This window comes from Maribacter orientalis (assembly GCF_900109345.1).
GTDB classification, from domain to species: Bacteria; Bacteroidota; Bacteroidia; order Flavobacteriales; family Flavobacteriaceae; genus Maribacter; species Maribacter orientalis.
This window is the reverse complement of record NZ_FNZN01000005.1, coordinates 143,673-161,780: the sequence shown is the minus strand read 5'-3', so window position 1 is coordinate 161,780 and position 18,108 is coordinate 143,673. Positions and strand designations below refer to the sequence as shown.

Genomic DNA, 18,108 nt, shown 5'->3' with positions numbered 1-18,108 from the left:
ATAAAAAAGCATTTTACACTTCTATATTTCTTATCTTAACAGAGACACCTAAAAAATTTACAAACCATGAAACATATTCTTACAGTACTCATTTTCAACGCATTTCTGATTTCTTGTAACTCATCAGACAAAGCAAAAACTACCACACAAGAAACTTCAACAACTGAACCAACTACAGAAAGTGCATCAAAAGACATCAATAAAAATTTAAAAGCGATTGAAACCGATGAAGATTTAGTTGCTACCGCTTTAATGGCCGCTCCCGAAAAAAGTAGGCTTACATCTAAAGTAATTGGTTATAATATGGCAGGTGAATTTGTGACGTTGAAAGAAGGGGATAATGAATTTATTGTGCTTGCAGATGACCCAACCAAAGATGGTTTTAATGCTGCATGCTACCATAAAAACCTTGAGCCTTTTATGGCAAGAGGTAGAGCATTAAGAGCAGAGGGAAAATCCGCTGAAGAAATCTTTACCATTCGTGAAGAAGAAATGAAATCAGGAAAACTTAAAATAACTCCCGGTTCCACACTACATATCTACTACGGGCCAAATACCATGTACGACCCAGAAACCGCAGCTGTTGATGGTGCACAATTGCGTTATGTAACTTATATTCCTTGGGCCACATCAGAAACTATTGGTATACCCGAAGCCCCTACGGCACCAAATCATCCTTGGCTTATGAATGCTGGTACACATAGAGCACATATTATGCTTTCACCTTTACCAAAAGATAAGGAATAGGATCAGAATGAAGATTGAAAAGTAACTAGAAATAAAAAATAACTGGCTATTTTTTATTGTCTTCGTGTACTTATAAATAGCTGAAACCTTAGGTCACTTTAAATTTGCAAAATACCTTTAGCTTTACAAACTCTATTTTAGCATGTATGAATACAATTGATATTAGAACAGTAGATGTTGTTCAATATTTACAACCCTTACGAGAAGGAGGTTCAATGCCTGCTATTGTAAAAGCTGATGATGACTTTTTATATGTATTAAAATTTAGAGGATCTGGCCAAGGAAAAAAATCGCTTATTGCTGAATTTATTGGCGGAGAATTGGCACGTGCTATTGGTTTAAAAGTTCCAGAGTTGGTTTTTATGAATCTAGATGATTCGTTTCGTAATACAGAACCCGATGAAGAAATTCAAGACTTACTTAAGTTTAGTGTCGGCCTAAATTTAGGTTTACACTTTTTATCTGGCGCTATTACATTCGACCCTTTAATTTCAAAAATAGATGCACTAACAGCATCAAAAATAGTAGTATTAGATAGCCTTATCAGTAATATAGACCGGACAGCTAAGAATGCTAATTTACTGTATTGGCATAATGAACTTTGGGTGATTGATAACGGAGCTAGTTTCTATTTTCACCATAATTGGGAAACTTGGGAGAGTCACCTTACAAGAACATTCCCCTTTATAAAAGACCATGTGCTTTTGCAACAAGCAACTGCCCTAATCGATGCAGGAAAAGAAATTCAAAGTTTGATTACCCCAGAAAAAATTATAGAGATTGTCTCAAAAATTCCGGAAGACTGGCTTATGAGTGAATCGGATGTATTGAATGCAGATGAAAAAAGAGCAGCGTATATTCAATTTATAACTACAAAATTATCTATGATTGATATATTAGTTAAAGAAACTGAAGATGCAAGATAGATACACATTCAAATATGCCATAATTAGACTGGTACCAAAGGTAGAACGTGAAGAATTCTTTAATGTGGGGGTTATTTTATTTTGTAAGCGGATTAAATTTCTTGATATAAAATATCATATTGACCCAGACAAATTAAAAGCCTTTGCCCCGGAAATTGAAGAAGAAATCATAAATGATTATTTAAAAGCATGGAAACTAATTTGTGATGGAAATGCTTCTGGTGGACCAATAGGTAAGTTAGATTTACCTGACCGCTTCGGATGGCTAACAGCCTGTAGAAGCACAATAATTCAAAGCTCAACCACTCGTTCTGGACTTAGCTTTGAACCTAAAAAGGAATTAGAAGATATATTTAATAAGTATGTATTGTAAGAAATGGTTGAATTTTTTACTGATATATTAGTTTTAAAACGACTCATATTACAAAAGGATATTCGGGTGTCCAATGTTATTTGCAAAATCAATAGTTTTATAAACATTACAAAATGGAATCATCTGAACTATATAAAATAATTCAAGGCATTCCGAAAGCAGAACTTCACTTACATATTGAAGGAAGTTTTGAACCAGAACTGATGTTCAAAATAGCGGAAAGAAATAATATTACTTTAGCATATGATTCTATTGAGTCTTTAAAGAAAGCATACCTATTCAATAATCTTCAGGAGTTTTTAGATATCTACTATGCAGGTGCCCAAGTATTGATTCACGAGCAAGATTTTTTCGACTTAACCTGGGCATACCTTACCAAAGTACATAGCCAGAATGTAGTTCATGTAGAAGTATTTTTTGACCCACAAACACATACCAATAGAGGTATTGCATTCGAAGTTGTCTTTAATGGAATTTACAAAGCCTTAGAAAAAGCCAATAAAGAATTTAATATTTCCTATAAACTTATTATGTCTTATTTGCGGCATTTAAGTGAAGAAGCCGCATTTAAAACCTTAGAAGCTTCCCTCCCATTCAAGCATTTAATTGATGGTGTCGGTTTAGACTCCTCCGAAATGGGTAATCCGCCAAGTAAGTTTGTAAATGTGTTTAAAGCATCTGCCGAACACGGATATAAATTAGTAGCCCACGCCGGTGAAGAAGGTCCAGTAGAATATATTTGGGAAGCCTTAGATGTATTAAAAGTGATACGAATAGACCACGGTAATCGATGTTTAGATGATGAAAAATTGGTTCGAAGATTAGTAGAAGAAAAAATTCCATTAACGCTTTGCCCTACTAGTAATGTGGCTCTAAAAGTAATACAGAAAATGGAAGAACACCCTGTTGCTAAAATGCTCAAAAAAGGAATTATAGCAACCATTCATTCTGATGATCCTGCATATTTCGGCGGCTATATGAATGAGAATTATTTTGAGACGACAAAAGCCCTTAATTTAAACAAAGACCAGTTAATGAAGTTAGCCATAAATGCTTTTAAAGCGAGTTGGTTACATACTGATACCAAACAAAAACGGATTACAGAAGTGAGAGATTATTTTAATTCACTATTCAGCTAAAGGAATAAAAATTTCAAATGTAGCACCATTACCAGGGCTGCTTTCAACGCTGATTCGACCTCTATGCGTAAGAACTATTCTTTTCGCAATAGCCAAACCTATACCTGTACCTTGATATTCTTCGTTGCTATGTAACCGTTGAAAAATTTCAAATACCTTTGTTGCATATTTCTGTTCAAACCCAATTCCATTATCGGCTACAACAATACGTGTATATTTAGTCTCTACAGATAAATTAAGATTCGGGTATGCTGCACCTTCAATAATTTCACCGTTAACTTCGATAGATGGAAATTCTTTATTCTTGGTGAATTTAATAGCATTGGTAAATAAATTAAATAACAATTGTTTAAACTGAATCGGCCTTACCGTTATCATACAATCACTTAAAACTTTCAGGACCGTATTACTCTCTTTTAGTTCTTGGCTCAAGACATCTTTTACATCATCCACCATTTTATTTAAAGAAACATTCATCATGCTGTTCTCCAAATTTTCATTGTAACCGTATGTCAACAAATCTTGTATTAAATTTCGCATACGAGCTGCAGAAAGGTCAATACGCTCTAATTTATGTTTTCCATGAACAGATAAATTATCATATTCAGTTTCACTTATTTGAGAAATGAACATTTGAATTTTTCTTAAAGGCTCTTGTAAATCATGACTACAAATATGATAAAAGGAAGCAAGATCATTAATCATCAACTCTAACTTAATAGTCTTGATTTCAAGCTGATTAGTTCTTTGGAAAACTTTTTTTTCTAATTTTTTAGAAAACTTTTTAAGCTTCTTATGCGTTTTTTCAAGCTCTAATTTATTTGTTCTAAGCTCTAATAAATTTATGACTTGTTCAGATAAAATTTTGAGTGATTCTTTTTGACTATCGGTCAATATACGGGGCTTTCTATCCATTACACATAAAGTACCCAATGGTATGCCAGTAGCATTCTTTAATGGAATACCGGCATAAAATACAATATTTGGATTACCTGTTACTAACGGATTATCAAGAAAACGAGCATCATCCCTCGCATCATCCATAGTGAAAATTTCTTCATCCCCAATAATCGCATGTGCACAAAATGAATGTTCTATAGGCGTTTCAGAAACATCTATGCCATGATGAGATTTAAACCACTGCCTTTTATCATCAAGAAGGGTGATTAAAGAAATAGGTGCTTGACAAATTTCAGCTGCAAGTTTGGTAAGGTTATCATAATCTTTTTCAGCCGGTGTGTCTAAAATTGAATACAAATTAAGAAGCGCTAGTCTTTCTTTTTCCTTATCATGAATCTTGGCTTTTATCATAGTCTTAATAGAGATAAGTCTTTATAAATAATAACTAAAAAGAGAACAAATATAAAGAACCAATTAACATTATAAGTTAATACGAATAAAAACAAAAAATATAGAAATTACGAGACTGCTTCTCTCTTTTACCAAATATAAATTAAAAGCTAAATCAGACTTTAAGAAGTGTGGTTTATTTGAAATAACTCGATTTCCCTCCACAATCGCATGGCTATTAATTTTAAAGCAAATCACATTTTAAAATTCTAATTCAAAAATTTTTGGTGGTCTCCTATTCTCTAAAACAGTTTTTATGTAAAGTCATAAAAGAAAAAAGCCCAACATCTTTAGATATTGGGCTTTACTTTTAGAGGAGAAAGAGGAACTATCCTTTTTTCTACTTTTTTAAGTATTTATGGTACCTAAAAGCTTACTAGAATTTTACCGACACCGAATTCGCGCCTTTTTATCAAAAGTTTAAGAATTTTACCAGATTTACGGTTATTTAGCAATATATGATTACATACTTTGCCGTTAAAATTTAAAAACTACTCAAAACTAAAATTGGTCATTATTGTTAGGTTTTCAACTAATACAAAACTTGATTTTAAATTCTTTCAAACAGTTATATATAAACGAAATAATTTATAAAGTAAGAAAAATGGATTTGTAATAACTTTAAAGTGTTGTTAAAGATTACAACAAAGTGTATTATTTCGTAATTTTATCTAACGAATGAAAGAAGTTCTACATAAAATAACCTCGATTTTGATGGCGCTCATTGTGCTATTGTCCACAATGTCTTTTTCTGTGGACATGCACTTCTGCGGTGACCATTTGGTAGATTTTAGTATGTTCGACATGGTAGACACCTGCATGATGAAAGCAGAAATGTCGAAAACCTCCAGTTCATGTGAAATTATGGAGATGGAAAAGAGCTGCTGTTCTGATGTCGAAGTTACCATCGAAGGTCAGGATGATTTGAAAATTTCATTCGACCGGTTTACTTTTGACCAACAACAATTTGTTTATTCTTTCACCTACTCCCTTATAACTCTTTTCCAAGGGAAGGACGATAATATAATTTCTTTTAAAGATTATGTCCCTCCTCCACTTTTACGGGATGTTCAAATTCTTGACCAGACATTTTTGATTTGATTTATTAGACAGTATAAAATGCGCCCAATGATACCTATCGTTTTGGGCTCAAATTGTTGTATTTGTTTTTCTGTGTTTTAGAATATCAAGTCATTCATAACTGTTTAATAATCAAATCACATGCTTAATAAAGCTATCAAATTTCTTATCGAGAACAAGCTCGTTGCAGTTCTAATGTTATCACTTTTTGTAGGTTGGGGTATTGTAAATGCACCATTTGGATGGGATACGGGTTTTTTACCTTCAAATCCTGTAGCGGTTGACGCTATTCCAGATATTGGGGAGAACCAACAAATCGTTTTTACTAAATGGGATGGACGTTCACCGCAAGATATTGAAGACCAAATTACCTATCCTTTAACCACTTCCTTGTTAGGTATTCCTGGTGTAAAAACTATTCGTAGTTCCTCTATGTTCGGGTTTTCTAGCATTTATATCATTTTTGAAGAAGACATCGAATTCTACTGGTCACGAAGTCGCATTCTGGAAAAACTTAATTCACTTCCTGCTAATTTGTTACCGCAAGGGGTGAATCCTGCATTGGGTCCAGATGCCACGGGACTAGGACAAATATATTGGTACACTTTAGAGGGTCGTGATGAAAAAGGAAACCTTACTGGTGGTTGGGATTTGCAGGAATTACGAAGTATTCAAGATTACTATGTAAAATATGCCTTGTCCGGCGCAAGTGGTGTTTCGGAAGTGGCTTCTATTGGTGGCTTTGTTCAGGAATATCAAGTGGATGTTGACCCAGAAAAAATGCGTCAGTATAATATCAATCTTGGGCAAGTTGTACAAGCTGTAAAAGAAAGCAATCAAGATATTGGTGCACAGACCTTGGAAATCAATCAAGCTGAGTATTTGGTTCGTGGTTTGGGTTATGTGAAATCTATATCCGATTTGGAAAATGCCGTAGTCTCTTCTGAAAATTTCACGTCGCTACGGATAAAGGATATCGCAAATGTTACACTCGGACCAGCAACGAGACGCGGAATTCTTGACAAAGAAGGTGCAGAAGTTGTTGGCGGTGTGGTTGTAGCTCGCTATGGTGCAAACCCTATGGAGGTCATCAATAATGTGAAAGCGAAGATTGATGAACTTAAAGGCGGCCTACCATCAAAAGTATTGACAGATGGTCGCACTTCTCAATTGACCGTAGTACCATTTTACGACCGCACAGAACTTATTGAAGAAACACTAGATACCCTTAACGAAGCTTTGACGCTGGAAATCCTGATTACCATTTTGGTCATCATCATAATGGTCTTCAATTTAAGAGCGTCTATCCTAATTTCTGGATTACTACCTGTAGCCGTATTAATGGTTTTTATCACAATGAAGCTATTCAATGTCGATGCAAATATTGTTGCACTTTCAGGTATTGCTATTGCAATCGGTACAATGGTCGATGTAGGTGTTATTCTAGCCGAAAATATGATACGGCATATGGATGATTCAAAATTACGCTTTAGCGAAAGCGGAAAGGAATACACTTCAAATGAAATCATCTACAATGCAACCGCTGAAGTTTCAGGGGCAATATTAACAGCTGTCTTAACGACGATTATAAGTTTTGTACCTGTTTTTACTATGGTCGGTGCTGAAGGAAAACTATTCCGTCCGCTTGCTTTTACCAAAACGATGGCACTTTCAGCATCATTGGTTATCGCCTTATTCATAATTCCGCCGTTAGCGGCATATCTCTTCAGAAAGAAAAACATTAAATCCTCGTTTAATTACGTACTTCAAATTTCTCTTTTAGTACTGGGAACCATTGCTATGATTTCAGGCTACTGGCTAGGGATTATTCTAATTGCTTTCGGAGTAACGGGGCTCTTAAATTTAAAGGGCATTCTTGATAAGAAGAAAGTTAACCTGATTAACATCATCATATCATCAGCTGCTATTGTTTTCCTACTCGCAGAGTATTGGAGACCGTTAGGTTTTGATAGAAGTGTCTTTATCAACTTAATTTTTGTTGCGGTTATTTGCTTTGGGGTTTTAGGAATATTCTCGGTTTTAAGAAAATACTACGACCAGATTTTGACTTGGGCATTGGCAAACAAATTACTGTTTCTAATCATTCCTGCTACAGTACTAATTTCAGGTGTTTGGATAATGAATAATACTGGAAAGGAATTTATGCCATCCCTAAACGAAGGTTCATTCCTTTTGATGCCTACATCGCTTCCACACGCTGGCGTTGAAGAAAATAAACGTGTGCTACAGCAACTAGATATGGCAGTAGCAACCATTCCAGAAATTGAAACGGTGGTGGGTAAATCTGGTAGAACAGAATCCGCGCTCGACCCGGCACCCTTATCAATGTATGAAAATATGATTCAGTATAAATCTGAATATATGCATAATGCAAAGGGTAAAAAACAACGCTATCAAGTTAATGATGAAGGCCTTTTTGTATTAAAAGGCGATTACCTTACCATTAACCCAAATTCTGAAATAGAAACGGAAAATCCCAATTATGATGCTTCAAAATTAAAAGAACCATTCAGTGTTCATCGGGAGCAATTAATTGAAGATGATGATGGCGAGTTCTTTAGAAATTGGCGACCCGACATAAATAGTCCTGACGATATCTGGAATGAAATCGTAAAAGTAACGAAGCTACCTGGCGTTACATCTGCACCTAAACTGCAACCTATCGAAACCCGATTAGTGATGCTGCAAACGGGTATGCGCGCACCTATGGGAATCAAAGTAAAAGGGCAAGACTTAACCCAAATCGAAGCTTTTGGATTAGCGCTTGAAACCATTTTAAAGCAAGCGGAAGGTGTAAAAGAGCAAGCCGTTTTTGCCGACCGAATAGTGGGTAAACCATATCTGTTAATTGATATCAGACGTGAGCAATTAGCCCGATATGGGATTTCGATTATGGATGTTCAGGAAATACTTCAAGTAGCTGTGGGTGGGATGCAGCTTACCCAAACCGTGGAAGGTCGAGAACGTTATGGTGTACGTGTACGTTATCCAAGAGAATTACGTGCCAATCCAGATGACCTTAAAAAGATTTACGTTCCAGTAGAAAAAGGCAGTCCTGTTCCTTTGGGCGAATTAGTGGACATTCGTTACGAACAAGGACCTCAAGTCATTAAAAGCGAAGATACCTTCCTTATAGGCTACGTATTATTTGATAAGCTAGATGGTTTTGCCGAAGTAAATGTAGTTGAAAATGCGCAGGCTTTATTTAAACAAAAAATAGAAGCTGGAGAATTAACTGTTCCTAAAGGAATCAGTTATCAATTTACGGGAACATACGAAAATCAGTTACGAGCAGAGAAAACACTTTCGGTTGTTGTGCCATTGGCTTTGGCCATCATATTCCTGATTCTGTACTTCCAATTCAAATCTGTTTCAACTTCGCTTATGGTATTTACAGGTATCACAGTTGCTTTTGCAGGTGGTTTTATTATGATATGGTTATACGGTCAAGATTGGTTCTTCAACTTCAGCTTTTTTGGAGAGAATATGCGAGACCTATTCAATATGAAAACCATCAATTTGAGTGTCGCCGTTTGGGTCGGGTTTATCGCATTATTTGGTATTGCTACCGATGATGGAGTGGTAATGGCAACCTACCTTACACAATCTTTTGACCGCGAAAAGCCAACCAACAAAAAGGAAGTTAGGCTTATAGCCCTCGATGCAGCAGGTAAAAGAATACGTCCGTGTTTAATGACCACGGTAACCACAATTCTAGCATTACTACCGGTACTTACATCCACAGGAAAAGGAAGCGATATTATGATACCAATGGCTATACCAATTTTTGGCGGAATGGTCATCGACGTTACATCCTATTTTATTGTTCCTGTGCTATATAGTTGGAGAGAAGAATTTAAACTAAAAAGAGCAAGCAAATGAAAAATATAAAATTGACAATCTGCCTTTTGCTTGTATCGGCTTTCGCGAAAGCGCAACAATTGCAATCCTTTATACAGGAAGCTGAAAGTAACAGCCCAGAGATACAAGCCTACAATCTTCGCCATAACATTGCTGAAGAAAAAGTGAAAGAAGCTAATTGGATTCCGAATACGGAATTTAGTGCTGGCTATTTTGTAAGCGAACCAGAAACTAGAACGGGAGCGCAAAGGGCACGTTTTTCGGCAAAACAGATGTTGCCTTGGTTCGGAACAATCACAGTTAGAGAAAACTATGCAAGTTCAATAGCGGATGCCGAATATGTAGAAATCGTAATCGCCAAGCGTAAGATAGCACTTTCCGTATCTCAATCGTACTACAGCTTATATACAATTAAGGCAAGACAAAAAGTGCTTGACGAGAATATAGAGCTACTAAAAACCTATGAAAAACTAGCATTAACCTCGGTGGAAGTTGGCAAAGCTTCCGCAGTAGATGTGTTGCGATTACAGATTAGACAAAACGAATTGCAGCAACAAAAAGAGGTGCTAGAGGAAACCTATTTGGGAGAGCAAACCGCTTTCAACAAGTTGCTGAATAGAGATGGAAATACTAGTGTAACCATTCTCGAAGCATTGATGTTGCCCAGCGAAGACATCTTTTACGATGAAAATAACTTATCACTTAATCCAGAGTTGCTTAAATATGACAAACTCTATGAATCCATAGCACAATCAGAATTACTGAATCAAGCTGAAAGCAATCCTATGATTGGTTTTGGACTGGACTATTTGCCAGTTTCTGACCGTCCCGATATGAACTTTAGTGATAATGGAAAAGATATTCTAATGCCAATGGTTTCGGTTTCTATCCCCATTTTCAATAAGCAGTTCGATTCTAGAAGCAAGCAAAACGAACTGAAACAGTTAGAAATCAACGCTCAAAAAAAGAATCGATTGAATGTGTTGGAGTCTGCTTTCGCAAAAGCCATATCACAACGTAATCAAGCTAGGATTAAATATAATATCCAAGAAAAAAACATGAAGCAGGCAAATGATGCCGAAGAAATTCTTATCAAGAATTATGAAACTGGAACTATTGATTTTAACGATGTGCTTGACATACAGGAATTGCAGTTGAAGTTTCAAATCAATCAATTCGAGTCGGTGCAAATGTACTATGTGCAATCGACTATAATCAATTACTTAATCAACTAATTATGGTCAAGAATTATTATATAAAAATATGGTTTGTGACCGATGTATTAAAGTCATTAGTGACGAACTGGGGGATAAGAATATCGTGTTGCTTGAAATAGAATTGGGCAGGTTGAAACTAGATATCGATGATGCCTTAGAAAAGAATGTATTGATACCTATTCTCGAAAACAATGGCTTTTCCCTTATTAAAAGTCCTGAAAAACAATTAGTGGAACAGATAAAAATCGAATTGATAAAACTGTTGAAAAAACTGCCTCTGTCTCTGTCATTACCAATGTACTTAATTTAAAATGATATAAAAATGGACTCAAAAAAACAAAACTACGAAGAAATGAAAAAAGGAAATTATACAAGGTTTGTTTTGATGCTCGTAGCATCTTTTATAGCAATGTATATTACAATGTATTTAAACACCTATTCAATAGACCATGTGTATTTTAGTTTAACGCGATTCTATATGAGTTGTTTAGGTATTGCAGCAATGGCAATAATAATGTTAGTTGCAATGCGAGGCATGTACAATAATAAGAAGAAAAATATAGCGATAGTCCTTGGAAGTATTGCCTTCTTTGTAATCGCCTTAGGACTTGTACGTGACCAAAAATCTACAGTAGGCGATGTATTATGGATGAAGGCCATGATACCACATCACTCTATTGCCATTCTAACAAGTGAACGGGCAGACATTCAAGATCCTGAAGTAAGGAAGCTAGCCAATGATATAATTGAAGCACAAAAAAAAGAAATAGAAGAAATGAAGGCAATGATCGAACGACTACAAAACGAAAAATAATTAGAAATGAAAAAGAATATCTTATACCTCAGTTTAGCAGTAATCATAGGATTGCTTGGTGGTTATTTATTATTTAGTATTAACGCAGATTCAACTAATGAAGATTTAACGGATAACCATAATCATTTAGAAACAACTGAAAATCAGATGTGGACATGCTCGATGCACCCACAAATAATGCAGCCAGAGCCAGGCGATTGCCCTATATGTGGGATGGATTTGATTCCTGCTGAGACTAGTGCCGAAGGCCTTGCCTTCAATGAAATCAAAATGACGGAGAACGCAATGGCACTGGCGAACATACAAACGACCATTGTGGGTAGCGTTGAGGCATCTGATGAAGATGGAATAATATCCCTATCTGGAAAGATTGCCGAAAATGAAGAGAATAACGCAGTTCAAGCAAGCTATTTTGATGGTCGGATTGAAAAATTGAACGTGAATTATGAAGGGCAAAAAGTAAATAAAGGGCAATTGTTGGCCACGATTTATGCACCAAGTCTTGTAGCGGCGCAACAAGAATTAATTACAGCCGCCTCTTTAAAAGAATCGCAACCAGCTTTGTATAAGGCGGTACGTAATAAATTGAAAAACTGGAAACTATCAGACAAACAAATCGACGCTATTGAAGCATCAGGAAGTGTGCGAGATAATTTTCCAGTTTATGCTACCGTTTCAGGAACTGTAACAGAAGTTATTGCGAAAGAAGGCGATTACGTAAAACAAGGTCAGCCTATTCTCAGCGTAAGTAATCTGAATTCGGTTTGGGCAGAATTTGATGCTTATGAAAAGCAAATTTCCCAATTTAACAAAGGACAGAAAATCAAGGTTACCACGAACGCATACCCTAATAAAGAATTCGATGCGGTCATTTCATTCATTGACCCTGTTCTTAATAATAATACCAGAACAGTAACGATTCGTACGACCTTGAATAACAAAGAAAATTTGTTTAAGCCAGGAATGTTTGTCACAGGTAAAATAGAGGGTGCAATACACACAACGGAAAATTCATTGAGCATTCCTGCAAGTGCTGTTTTATGGACAGGAGAACGCTCTTTAGTATATATAAAGACCAATCCGAATGAAGCTGTTTTTGAAATGCGGGAGGTAACTCTTGGTGTTCGCAATGGCGATAATTTTACTATTACATCAGGTTTGAAAAATGGAGACGAAATCGTTACTAGGGGTACATTTACAGTCGATGCAGCGGCACAGTTGCAGGGTAAGAAATCTATGATGAATAAATCTGGTGGTAAAACAATGACTGGTCACGAAGGTCATTTAGGAATACAAGAATCTAATACGGAAAACAAACCTAATTCAGATTTATTTATGGAAATGAATTTACCAGTTGCATTTCAAATAGCTTTTCAAGCAGCATTAGAACCATATTTTAAAATGGTGGATGCCTTTGTAGCAAGTGATGCGAATCAAGTCTTGGCTTTAGCAAAAACGACATTAGAAAAAATGAAAGCCATAGAAGAAAGCCATTTGAATAAAATGGAAAATTCACATCTATCTAAGAGTATTGAAATCCTAGATGCTATTTCTTCTAATTCAGACTTAAAGAATCAAAGAGATCAACTGGTTGTTTTAAACGAAAACATAGTAGCCCTTGCGATGAATATCAAAACTCCTTCAGAAACATTGTATGTTCAAAAATGTCCTATGGCTAATAGCAACAAAGGTGCAATTTGGTTAAGCACAGAAAAAGAAATTAAAAACCCTTATTATGGTGATGATATGTTGACTTGTGGTAGTGTGATTGAAGAAATAAACTAATGCTTTTTTTAATTAAAAAGATTATTTAATAAGTAAGGCCTTATAAACAAAAAGTTTATAAGGCCTTTTTGAATAAAATAGAATTATAAAACATATCCATGAACATAAAATGCTTGAAGTAATACTGAAAATTATCAGTCTACAAAAAAGCTATTTGCTTATGCCTCAATAGTATTTGCAATCATCTCATAAAAGAAAAAAGCCCAACATCTTTAGATATTGGGCTTTAATATAAGCGGAGAAAGAGGGATTCGAACCCCCGGAGGTGTGACCCTCAACAGTTTTCAAGACTGCCGCATTCGACCACTCTGCCATTTCTCCTGAGTGCCTCATCAGGTATTCCCTGAATGCGGGTGCAAATATAGAAATGATTTCTTATCTAATAAAGCCTTTTCTAATTTAATTTTCATCCTAATTACTATCGCTTAATTAATATTGGTGTGAAAAGCCTGAGATTCAGTTTTTAAGTAACTTGCCAGCATGGCAAATTCATTAGTAAGTATATTGATTCCTTTTAAAAATGTTGAAGAATATTTTGAGGAATGCTTAGAATCCATCCGTAGTCAAACCTATCAAAACTGGGAGGTTATAGCTATAAATGACCATTCTGATGATAATAGTCTAGCAATTGCCGAACGCTTTTCAAAATTAGATAATCGTTTTAAAATATTCACGAATACTGAATCGGGGATTATAACGGCTCTAAGAAATGCATATGGGCATAGTCGTGGTGAATTTATAACCCGAATGGATGCTGATGACCATATGAATCAAGACAGAATAAATACAATGCTAGCGTCTTTGAAAGAAAAAGGAAAGGGTTCGTTAGCTATCGGTCAAGTAAAATACTTCGCTAAAGACGGAATAAATGATGGCTATGATCGCTATGCAAAATGGCTGAACCAATTGACTGCTGGCGGAACAAACTTTGAAGAGATATATAAGGAATGCGTTATCCCCTCCCCCTGTTGGATGGTTCATAGGACAGATTTAGATGCATGTGGAGCATTTTTGCCCGACCGATATCCAGAAGATTATGATCTTGCATTTCGATTTTATGAAAAAGGTCTCACTTGTATCCCTTGCAACAAAACGCTTCACTATTGGCGCGATTATGATACACGTACCTCGCGAACTAGTGAACACTATGCACAGAATTACTTTTTAGAAATTAAGCTCCATTACTTTCTAAAATTAGAATGCAACACCAACAAAACTCTTGTGGTATGGGGAGCTGGAAAGAAGGGGAAAACAATTGCCAAATCACTCACAGAAAATAACATACATTTTATATGGGTATGTGATAATCCGAAGAAAATTGGAAAAGATATTTACGGAATAAAATTGATTCATTACTCTAAATTGAAAACCATTGAAAACCCTCAAAGTATTATTACCGTATCAAATGAACAAGAACAGATGAGTATAAAATCCTTTTTTACCGACCTAAAGCAAAAATCTGCAAAAGATTATTTCTTCTTCTGTTAGTTACATTTGATTATAAAAATTTAGGTTTTGAATTGTTCAAATAATAGTTGCCTTCAAATAAGCTCGTAAATTCAAAATAATTATCTTTGACATAATCAAAAACAGGAATGCAATTTAAATATCCAGAAATTCTTTGGGGTCTTTTACTACTTCTCATTCCTATATTAATTCATCTTTTTCAATTACGTCGTTTTAAGAAAACACCTTTTACCAATGTAAAATTTTTAAAACAAGTGATTTCCGAATCACGAAAAAGCAGCACCTTAAAAAAATGGTTGTTACTTCTTGCTCGTTTAGGCTTTCTTGCAGCTCTTATCATTGCCTTTGCACAACCCTTTATAGCAAATGAATCTGCCCTACAAGAGAAAGAAACTGTTTTCTATTTAGATGATTCTTTTAGCATGAATGGTCAGGTTGAAAACGGTAATTTTTTTGGAAATACTATTCAAGAGTTTATAAAAGCCGTACCAAAGAATCAGCGTTTTACGCTATTTACAAATAATCAAGTTTTTAAAGATGTAGAAATAAAGGATATTCAGAACGATTTACTCAACCTTAACGTTACCTCTGAACAACTTGGTGTTGCAGAAATTGTACTGAAAGGCAATACCTATTTTTCTAATGAGGATGGTATTCAAAAAAACTTAGTACTAATATCAGATTTTCAACAGCGAATGGGTACTATTCAAAAGGTAGATAGCATTAGCAATGTGAATATTACCTTTATAAAACCATCAAATAATAAAATTACCAATACCTCAATTGACTCTATTTTTATTGGCGATAGAACTAATGAGACAATAGAATTGGTTACACAATTATCAACTAATTCTTCGGAACAGACTATTCCTATTTCTTTATATAATGAAGATGTCCTTATAGCAAAAACAGCGGCTAAATTTAATGACACCAAAAAAGCCGAAGTACGATTTACTGTAAATGCCAATGATGTTATTTTAGGAAAAGTAGCGCTAACCGATACAGGGCTAGATTATGATAATCAGTTTTATTTTAATCTGGATAAAAAGTCTAAGATAAAGGTCTTGGTTATTAGCAATTCATCTACAGATTTTTTAAAACGAATTTATTTAAATGATGAGTTCGCTTTAACAATTAGCACATTAGAGCAATTGAATTATAGCGCAATTGACAATCAAGATTTGATAATCTTCAACGAAATACAAAAAATTCCTAATTCACTAATTACAGCTATAAAGTCGTTTAGTACAAATGGAGGTAGCTATGTTTTAATACCCGCAGTTGATGGAGATTTAAATTCGTACAATGAATTAGCTACACTAAACAATAGTAGATATATAAATGCTGTAGTACAGGATATGGCTATTTCTACTATTAAAATGGAGCACCCACTTTTTGCCAACGTATTTGATAAAAAAGTTGCCGATTTTCAATTCCCAACAGTTAAAGAACATTTTAAAATTATATCAAAAGCACCTATTGCCATTGAGTTTCAGAATAAAGAACCTTTTTTAATAAGTAGTAATAATGCCTATTTCTTTGCTGCATCTATCAATAGTGATAATTCTAACTTTAAAAATTCACCGTTAATAGTTCCCACATTCTATAATATGGGAATAAACAGTTTAAAATTGCTTCCTTTATATGCAAGCCTCGGTAACCAAGTTGAAATAGAATTACCAATTTCTTTGCAACAAGATGATGTCATTAAAATAGCCAACGAAAAAAATGAATTCATTCCACAGCAACGCGTATTACCAAAAAAAGTTCAGGTCAATTTTATAGAAAATCCTAAAGAAGCGGGCATTTATAGGATAATGCACAACGACAATTCAATAAGACATATAAGTTTTAATGACAATAGAAAAGAAAGCCAATTGCTCTATTCTCAAATACCCGAAGAAAAAAATAATTCCTCATTGTCAGATTTCTTTATGGAAAGTCAAAAGAACAATGCCATAAACGAGTTTTGGAAATGGTTTGCTATTTTAGCATTAGCATTTGTACTTATAGAAACATTACTTCAAAGATTTTTAAAATAAGCGATAACTGAACCACCCGTAGCCCTATGAATACACTCTTAAAATCAGTAACGATAGTAAATGGGAGCACTAAAAACCTTCATCTCAAGAAGAGAGATATTCTTATTAAAAACGGCATAATTGAAGCTATTGAAACTTCTATAACACCTACGGGCAAAACAAATGTGATCGATATTAAGAACCTACACGTTTCTATAGGTTGGTTTGATAGCGGTGTCAGCTTTGGTGAACCGGGTTATGAAGAAAAAGAAACTATTGAAAACGGTTTGCTGACAGCGGCTAAAAGTGGTTTCACAGATGTTATTTTAAATACCTGTAGTTTCCCAACACCAGATTCGTCTTCAGATATTGTATTTCTTAAAAATGCAGCCAAAGACCAATTGACAAGTTTATATCCTTTAGGTAACCTTACCATGAAAGGTGATGGAGTAGCACTAGCCGAACTTTTTGATATGAAGAATGCAGGTGCATTAGGCTTTTACGATTACAAGCACCCTGTAAGCAATGCCAACCTTCTTAAAATTGCATTACAATATGCCCAGAATTTTGAAGGGTTAGTTTTTTCTTTTCCGATGGATAAAAGTATCTCAGGAAAGGGAATTGTAAATGAAGGTATTACAAGTACTAAACTAGGCTTAAAAGGTATTCCTGCACTGGCAGAAGAATTACAGATTGCGCGAGATTTATTTATATTAGAATATACAGGAGGTAAATTATTCATCCCAACAATATCAACGGCAAATTCGGTTAAGTTAATAGCTGAAGCCAAGAAGAAAGGCTTAGATGTTTATTGCAGTGTTGCTGCGCATAACTTGTCAATTACAGATGATGAGCTTCATGATTTTGACACAGAATTTAAAGTGATGCCACCATTAAGAACTTCATCCGATTTAAAAGCCTTGATAAAAGGTGTTAAAAACGGTACAATAGATTTAGTAACATCTGACCATACACCTTTAAACATAGAACTAAAACATGTTGAATTTGACAATGCCGATTACGGTTCTATAGGACTAGAAAGCATTTTTGGAATGATGAATGAATTACTAGGGATGGAAGAAACCATTACTTTATTAACTAAAGGAAGGTCTATTTTTGGAATGGACACACCTAAACTTGAAGTTGGCGAAATAGCAAATTTGACACTTTTTACTACTGATGAAGCTTACGAATTTTCTGAGAAACATATTTATAGCAGTAGTAAAAACTCTATTGCATTAGGTAAGAAGATGAAAGGCAAGGTAATAGGTACAATTGCAAACAATCAATTAGTAGTTAATCAATAG

At 34.9% G+C, this 18,108-nt stretch carries 14 protein-coding genes and 1 tRNA gene; 13 read left to right on the top strand and 2 right to left on the bottom strand.

Annotated features, from left to right (window positions below):
- The first annotated feature begins 66 nt into the window (after nt 1-66).
- The 4 genes from BMY56_RS12695 (at nt 67) to BMY56_RS12680 (ending at nt 3,185) form a co-directional block, all read left to right on the top strand.
- Nucleotides 67-747: a hypothetical protein gene (locus BMY56_RS12695; protein ID WP_091624809.1), complete on the top strand. Its 681-nt coding sequence runs from the start codon at nt 67-69 to the stop codon at nt 745-747.
- 146 nt (nt 748-893) lie between these two features.
- Nucleotides 894-1,673, top strand: a complete 780-nt coding sequence (locus BMY56_RS12690) for a HipA family kinase (RefSeq protein ID WP_091624806.1) — start codon at nt 894-896, stop codon at nt 1,671-1,673.
- Nucleotides 1,663-2,046, top strand: coding sequence for a DUF3037 domain-containing protein (locus tag BMY56_RS12685; protein WP_091624803.1), 384 nt, complete (start codon nt 1,663-1,665; stop codon nt 2,044-2,046). The genes BMY56_RS12690 and BMY56_RS12685 overlap by 11 nt, the downstream gene beginning before the upstream one ends.
- 113 nt (nt 2,047-2,159) lie before the next feature.
- The gene (locus BMY56_RS12680) at nt 2,160-3,185 is read left to right on the top strand and encodes an adenosine deaminase (RefSeq protein ID WP_091624801.1); all 1,026 of its coding nucleotides are present in this window, start codon (nt 2,160-2,162) and stop codon (nt 3,183-3,185) included.
- Here BMY56_RS12680 and BMY56_RS12675 read toward each other — a convergent pair.
- Nucleotides 3,174-4,496 (bottom strand): GAF domain-containing sensor histidine kinase, encoded by a 1,323-nt coding sequence (locus BMY56_RS12675; protein ID WP_091624799.1) that lies wholly within the window; start codon nt 4,494-4,496, stop codon nt 3,174-3,176. The genes BMY56_RS12680 and BMY56_RS12675 overlap by 12 nt on opposite strands.
- A gap of 717 nt (nt 4,497-5,213) precedes the next feature.
- Between BMY56_RS12675 and BMY56_RS12670 the strand changes: the two genes are divergently transcribed.
- The 6 genes from BMY56_RS12670 to BMY56_RS12645 all read left to right on the top strand — a co-directional run bounded on the left by BMY56_RS12670 (nt 5,214) and on the right by BMY56_RS12645 (nt 13,313).
- Nucleotides 5,214-5,636, top strand: coding sequence for an HYC_CC_PP family protein (locus tag BMY56_RS12670; protein WP_091624795.1), 423 nt, complete (start codon nt 5,214-5,216; stop codon nt 5,634-5,636).
- A gap of 120 nt (nt 5,637-5,756) precedes the next feature.
- The gene (locus BMY56_RS12665; protein ID WP_091624793.1) at nt 5,757-9,518 is read left to right on the top strand and encodes an efflux RND transporter permease subunit; all 3,762 of its coding nucleotides are present in this window, start codon (nt 5,757-5,759) and stop codon (nt 9,516-9,518) included.
- Entirely contained in the window at nt 9,515-10,732 is a 1,218-nt protein-coding gene (locus BMY56_RS12660) for a TolC family protein (RefSeq protein ID WP_091624790.1), read from the top strand. The genes BMY56_RS12665 and BMY56_RS12660 overlap by 4 nt, the downstream gene beginning before the upstream one ends.
- 28 nt (nt 10,733-10,760) lie before the next feature.
- Nucleotides 10,761-11,024, top strand: coding sequence for a hypothetical protein (locus tag BMY56_RS12655; RefSeq protein ID WP_177170967.1), 264 nt, complete (start codon nt 10,761-10,763; stop codon nt 11,022-11,024).
- 12 nt (nt 11,025-11,036) lie between these two features.
- Nucleotides 11,037-11,528, top strand: a complete 492-nt coding sequence (locus tag BMY56_RS12650; protein WP_091624787.1) for a DUF305 domain-containing protein — start codon at nt 11,037-11,039, stop codon at nt 11,526-11,528.
- A gap of 6 nt (nt 11,529-11,534) precedes the next feature.
- Nucleotides 11,535-13,313, top strand: a complete 1,779-nt coding sequence (locus BMY56_RS12645) for an efflux RND transporter periplasmic adaptor subunit (RefSeq protein WP_091624785.1) — start codon at nt 11,535-11,537, stop codon at nt 13,311-13,313.
- Nucleotides 13,314-13,549: 236 nt separating this feature from the next.
- On the opposite strand, the gene BMY56_RS12640 is transcribed toward BMY56_RS12645, so the two are convergent.
- A tRNA-Ser gene (locus tag BMY56_RS12640) sits at nt 13,550-13,634 on the bottom strand.
- Nucleotides 13,635-13,793: 159 nt separating this feature from the next.
- Between BMY56_RS12640 and BMY56_RS12635 the strand changes: the two genes are divergently transcribed.
- From BMY56_RS12635 to BMY56_RS12625, 3 genes are all read left to right on the top strand, one after another.
- Nucleotides 13,794-14,801 (top strand): glycosyltransferase family 2 protein, encoded by a 1,008-nt coding sequence (locus BMY56_RS12635; protein ID WP_091624782.1) that lies wholly within the window; start codon nt 13,794-13,796, stop codon nt 14,799-14,801.
- Between the two features lie 107 nt (nt 14,802-14,908).
- Entirely contained in the window at nt 14,909-16,822 is a 1,914-nt protein-coding gene (locus BMY56_RS12630; protein ID WP_091624779.1) for a BatA domain-containing protein, read from the top strand.
- 26 nt (nt 16,823-16,848) lie between these two features.
- Nucleotides 16,849-18,108, top strand: a complete 1,260-nt coding sequence (locus BMY56_RS12625) for a dihydroorotase (RefSeq protein WP_091624776.1) — start codon at nt 16,849-16,851, stop codon at nt 18,106-18,108.

Bases quoted from the DNA above. Each gene is read 5' to 3' on its own strand.
- BMY56_RS12670 (WP_091624795.1), top strand. From the start codon at position 5,214: ATGAAAGAAGTTCTACATAAAATAACCTCGATTTTGATGGCGCTCATT.
- BMY56_RS12685 (WP_091624803.1), top strand. From the start codon at position 1,663: ATGCAAGATAGATACACATTCAAATATGCCATAATTAGACTGGTACCA.
- BMY56_RS12675 (WP_091624799.1), bottom strand. From the start codon at position 4,496: ATGATAAAAGCCAAGATTCATGATAAGGAAAAAGAAAGACTAGCGCTT.
- BMY56_RS12660 (WP_091624790.1), top strand. From the start codon at position 9,515: ATGAAAAATATAAAATTGACAATCTGCCTTTTGCTTGTATCGGCTTTC.
- BMY56_RS12645 (WP_091624785.1), top strand. From the start codon at position 11,535: ATGAAAAAGAATATCTTATACCTCAGTTTAGCAGTAATCATAGGATTG.
- BMY56_RS12630 (WP_091624779.1), top strand. From the start codon at position 14,909: ATGCAATTTAAATATCCAGAAATTCTTTGGGGTCTTTTACTACTTCTC.
- BMY56_RS12695 (WP_091624809.1), top strand. From the start codon at position 67: ATGAAACATATTCTTACAGTACTCATTTTCAACGCATTTCTGATTTCT.
- BMY56_RS12650 (WP_091624787.1), top strand. From the start codon at position 11,037: ATGGACTCAAAAAAACAAAACTACGAAGAAATGAAAAAAGGAAATTAT.
- BMY56_RS12680 (WP_091624801.1), top strand. From the start codon at position 2,160: ATGGAATCATCTGAACTATATAAAATAATTCAAGGCATTCCGAAAGCA.
- BMY56_RS12665 (WP_091624793.1), top strand. From the start codon at position 5,757: ATGCTTAATAAAGCTATCAAATTTCTTATCGAGAACAAGCTCGTTGCA.
- BMY56_RS12625 (WP_091624776.1), top strand. From the start codon at position 16,849: ATGAATACACTCTTAAAATCAGTAACGATAGTAAATGGGAGCACTAAA.
- BMY56_RS12635 (WP_091624782.1), top strand. From the start codon at position 13,794: ATGGCAAATTCATTAGTAAGTATATTGATTCCTTTTAAAAATGTTGAA.
- BMY56_RS12690 (WP_091624806.1), top strand. From the start codon at position 894: ATGAATACAATTGATATTAGAACAGTAGATGTTGTTCAATATTTACAA.
- BMY56_RS12655 (WP_177170967.1), top strand. From the start codon at position 10,761: ATGGTTTGTGACCGATGTATTAAAGTCATTAGTGACGAACTGGGGGAT.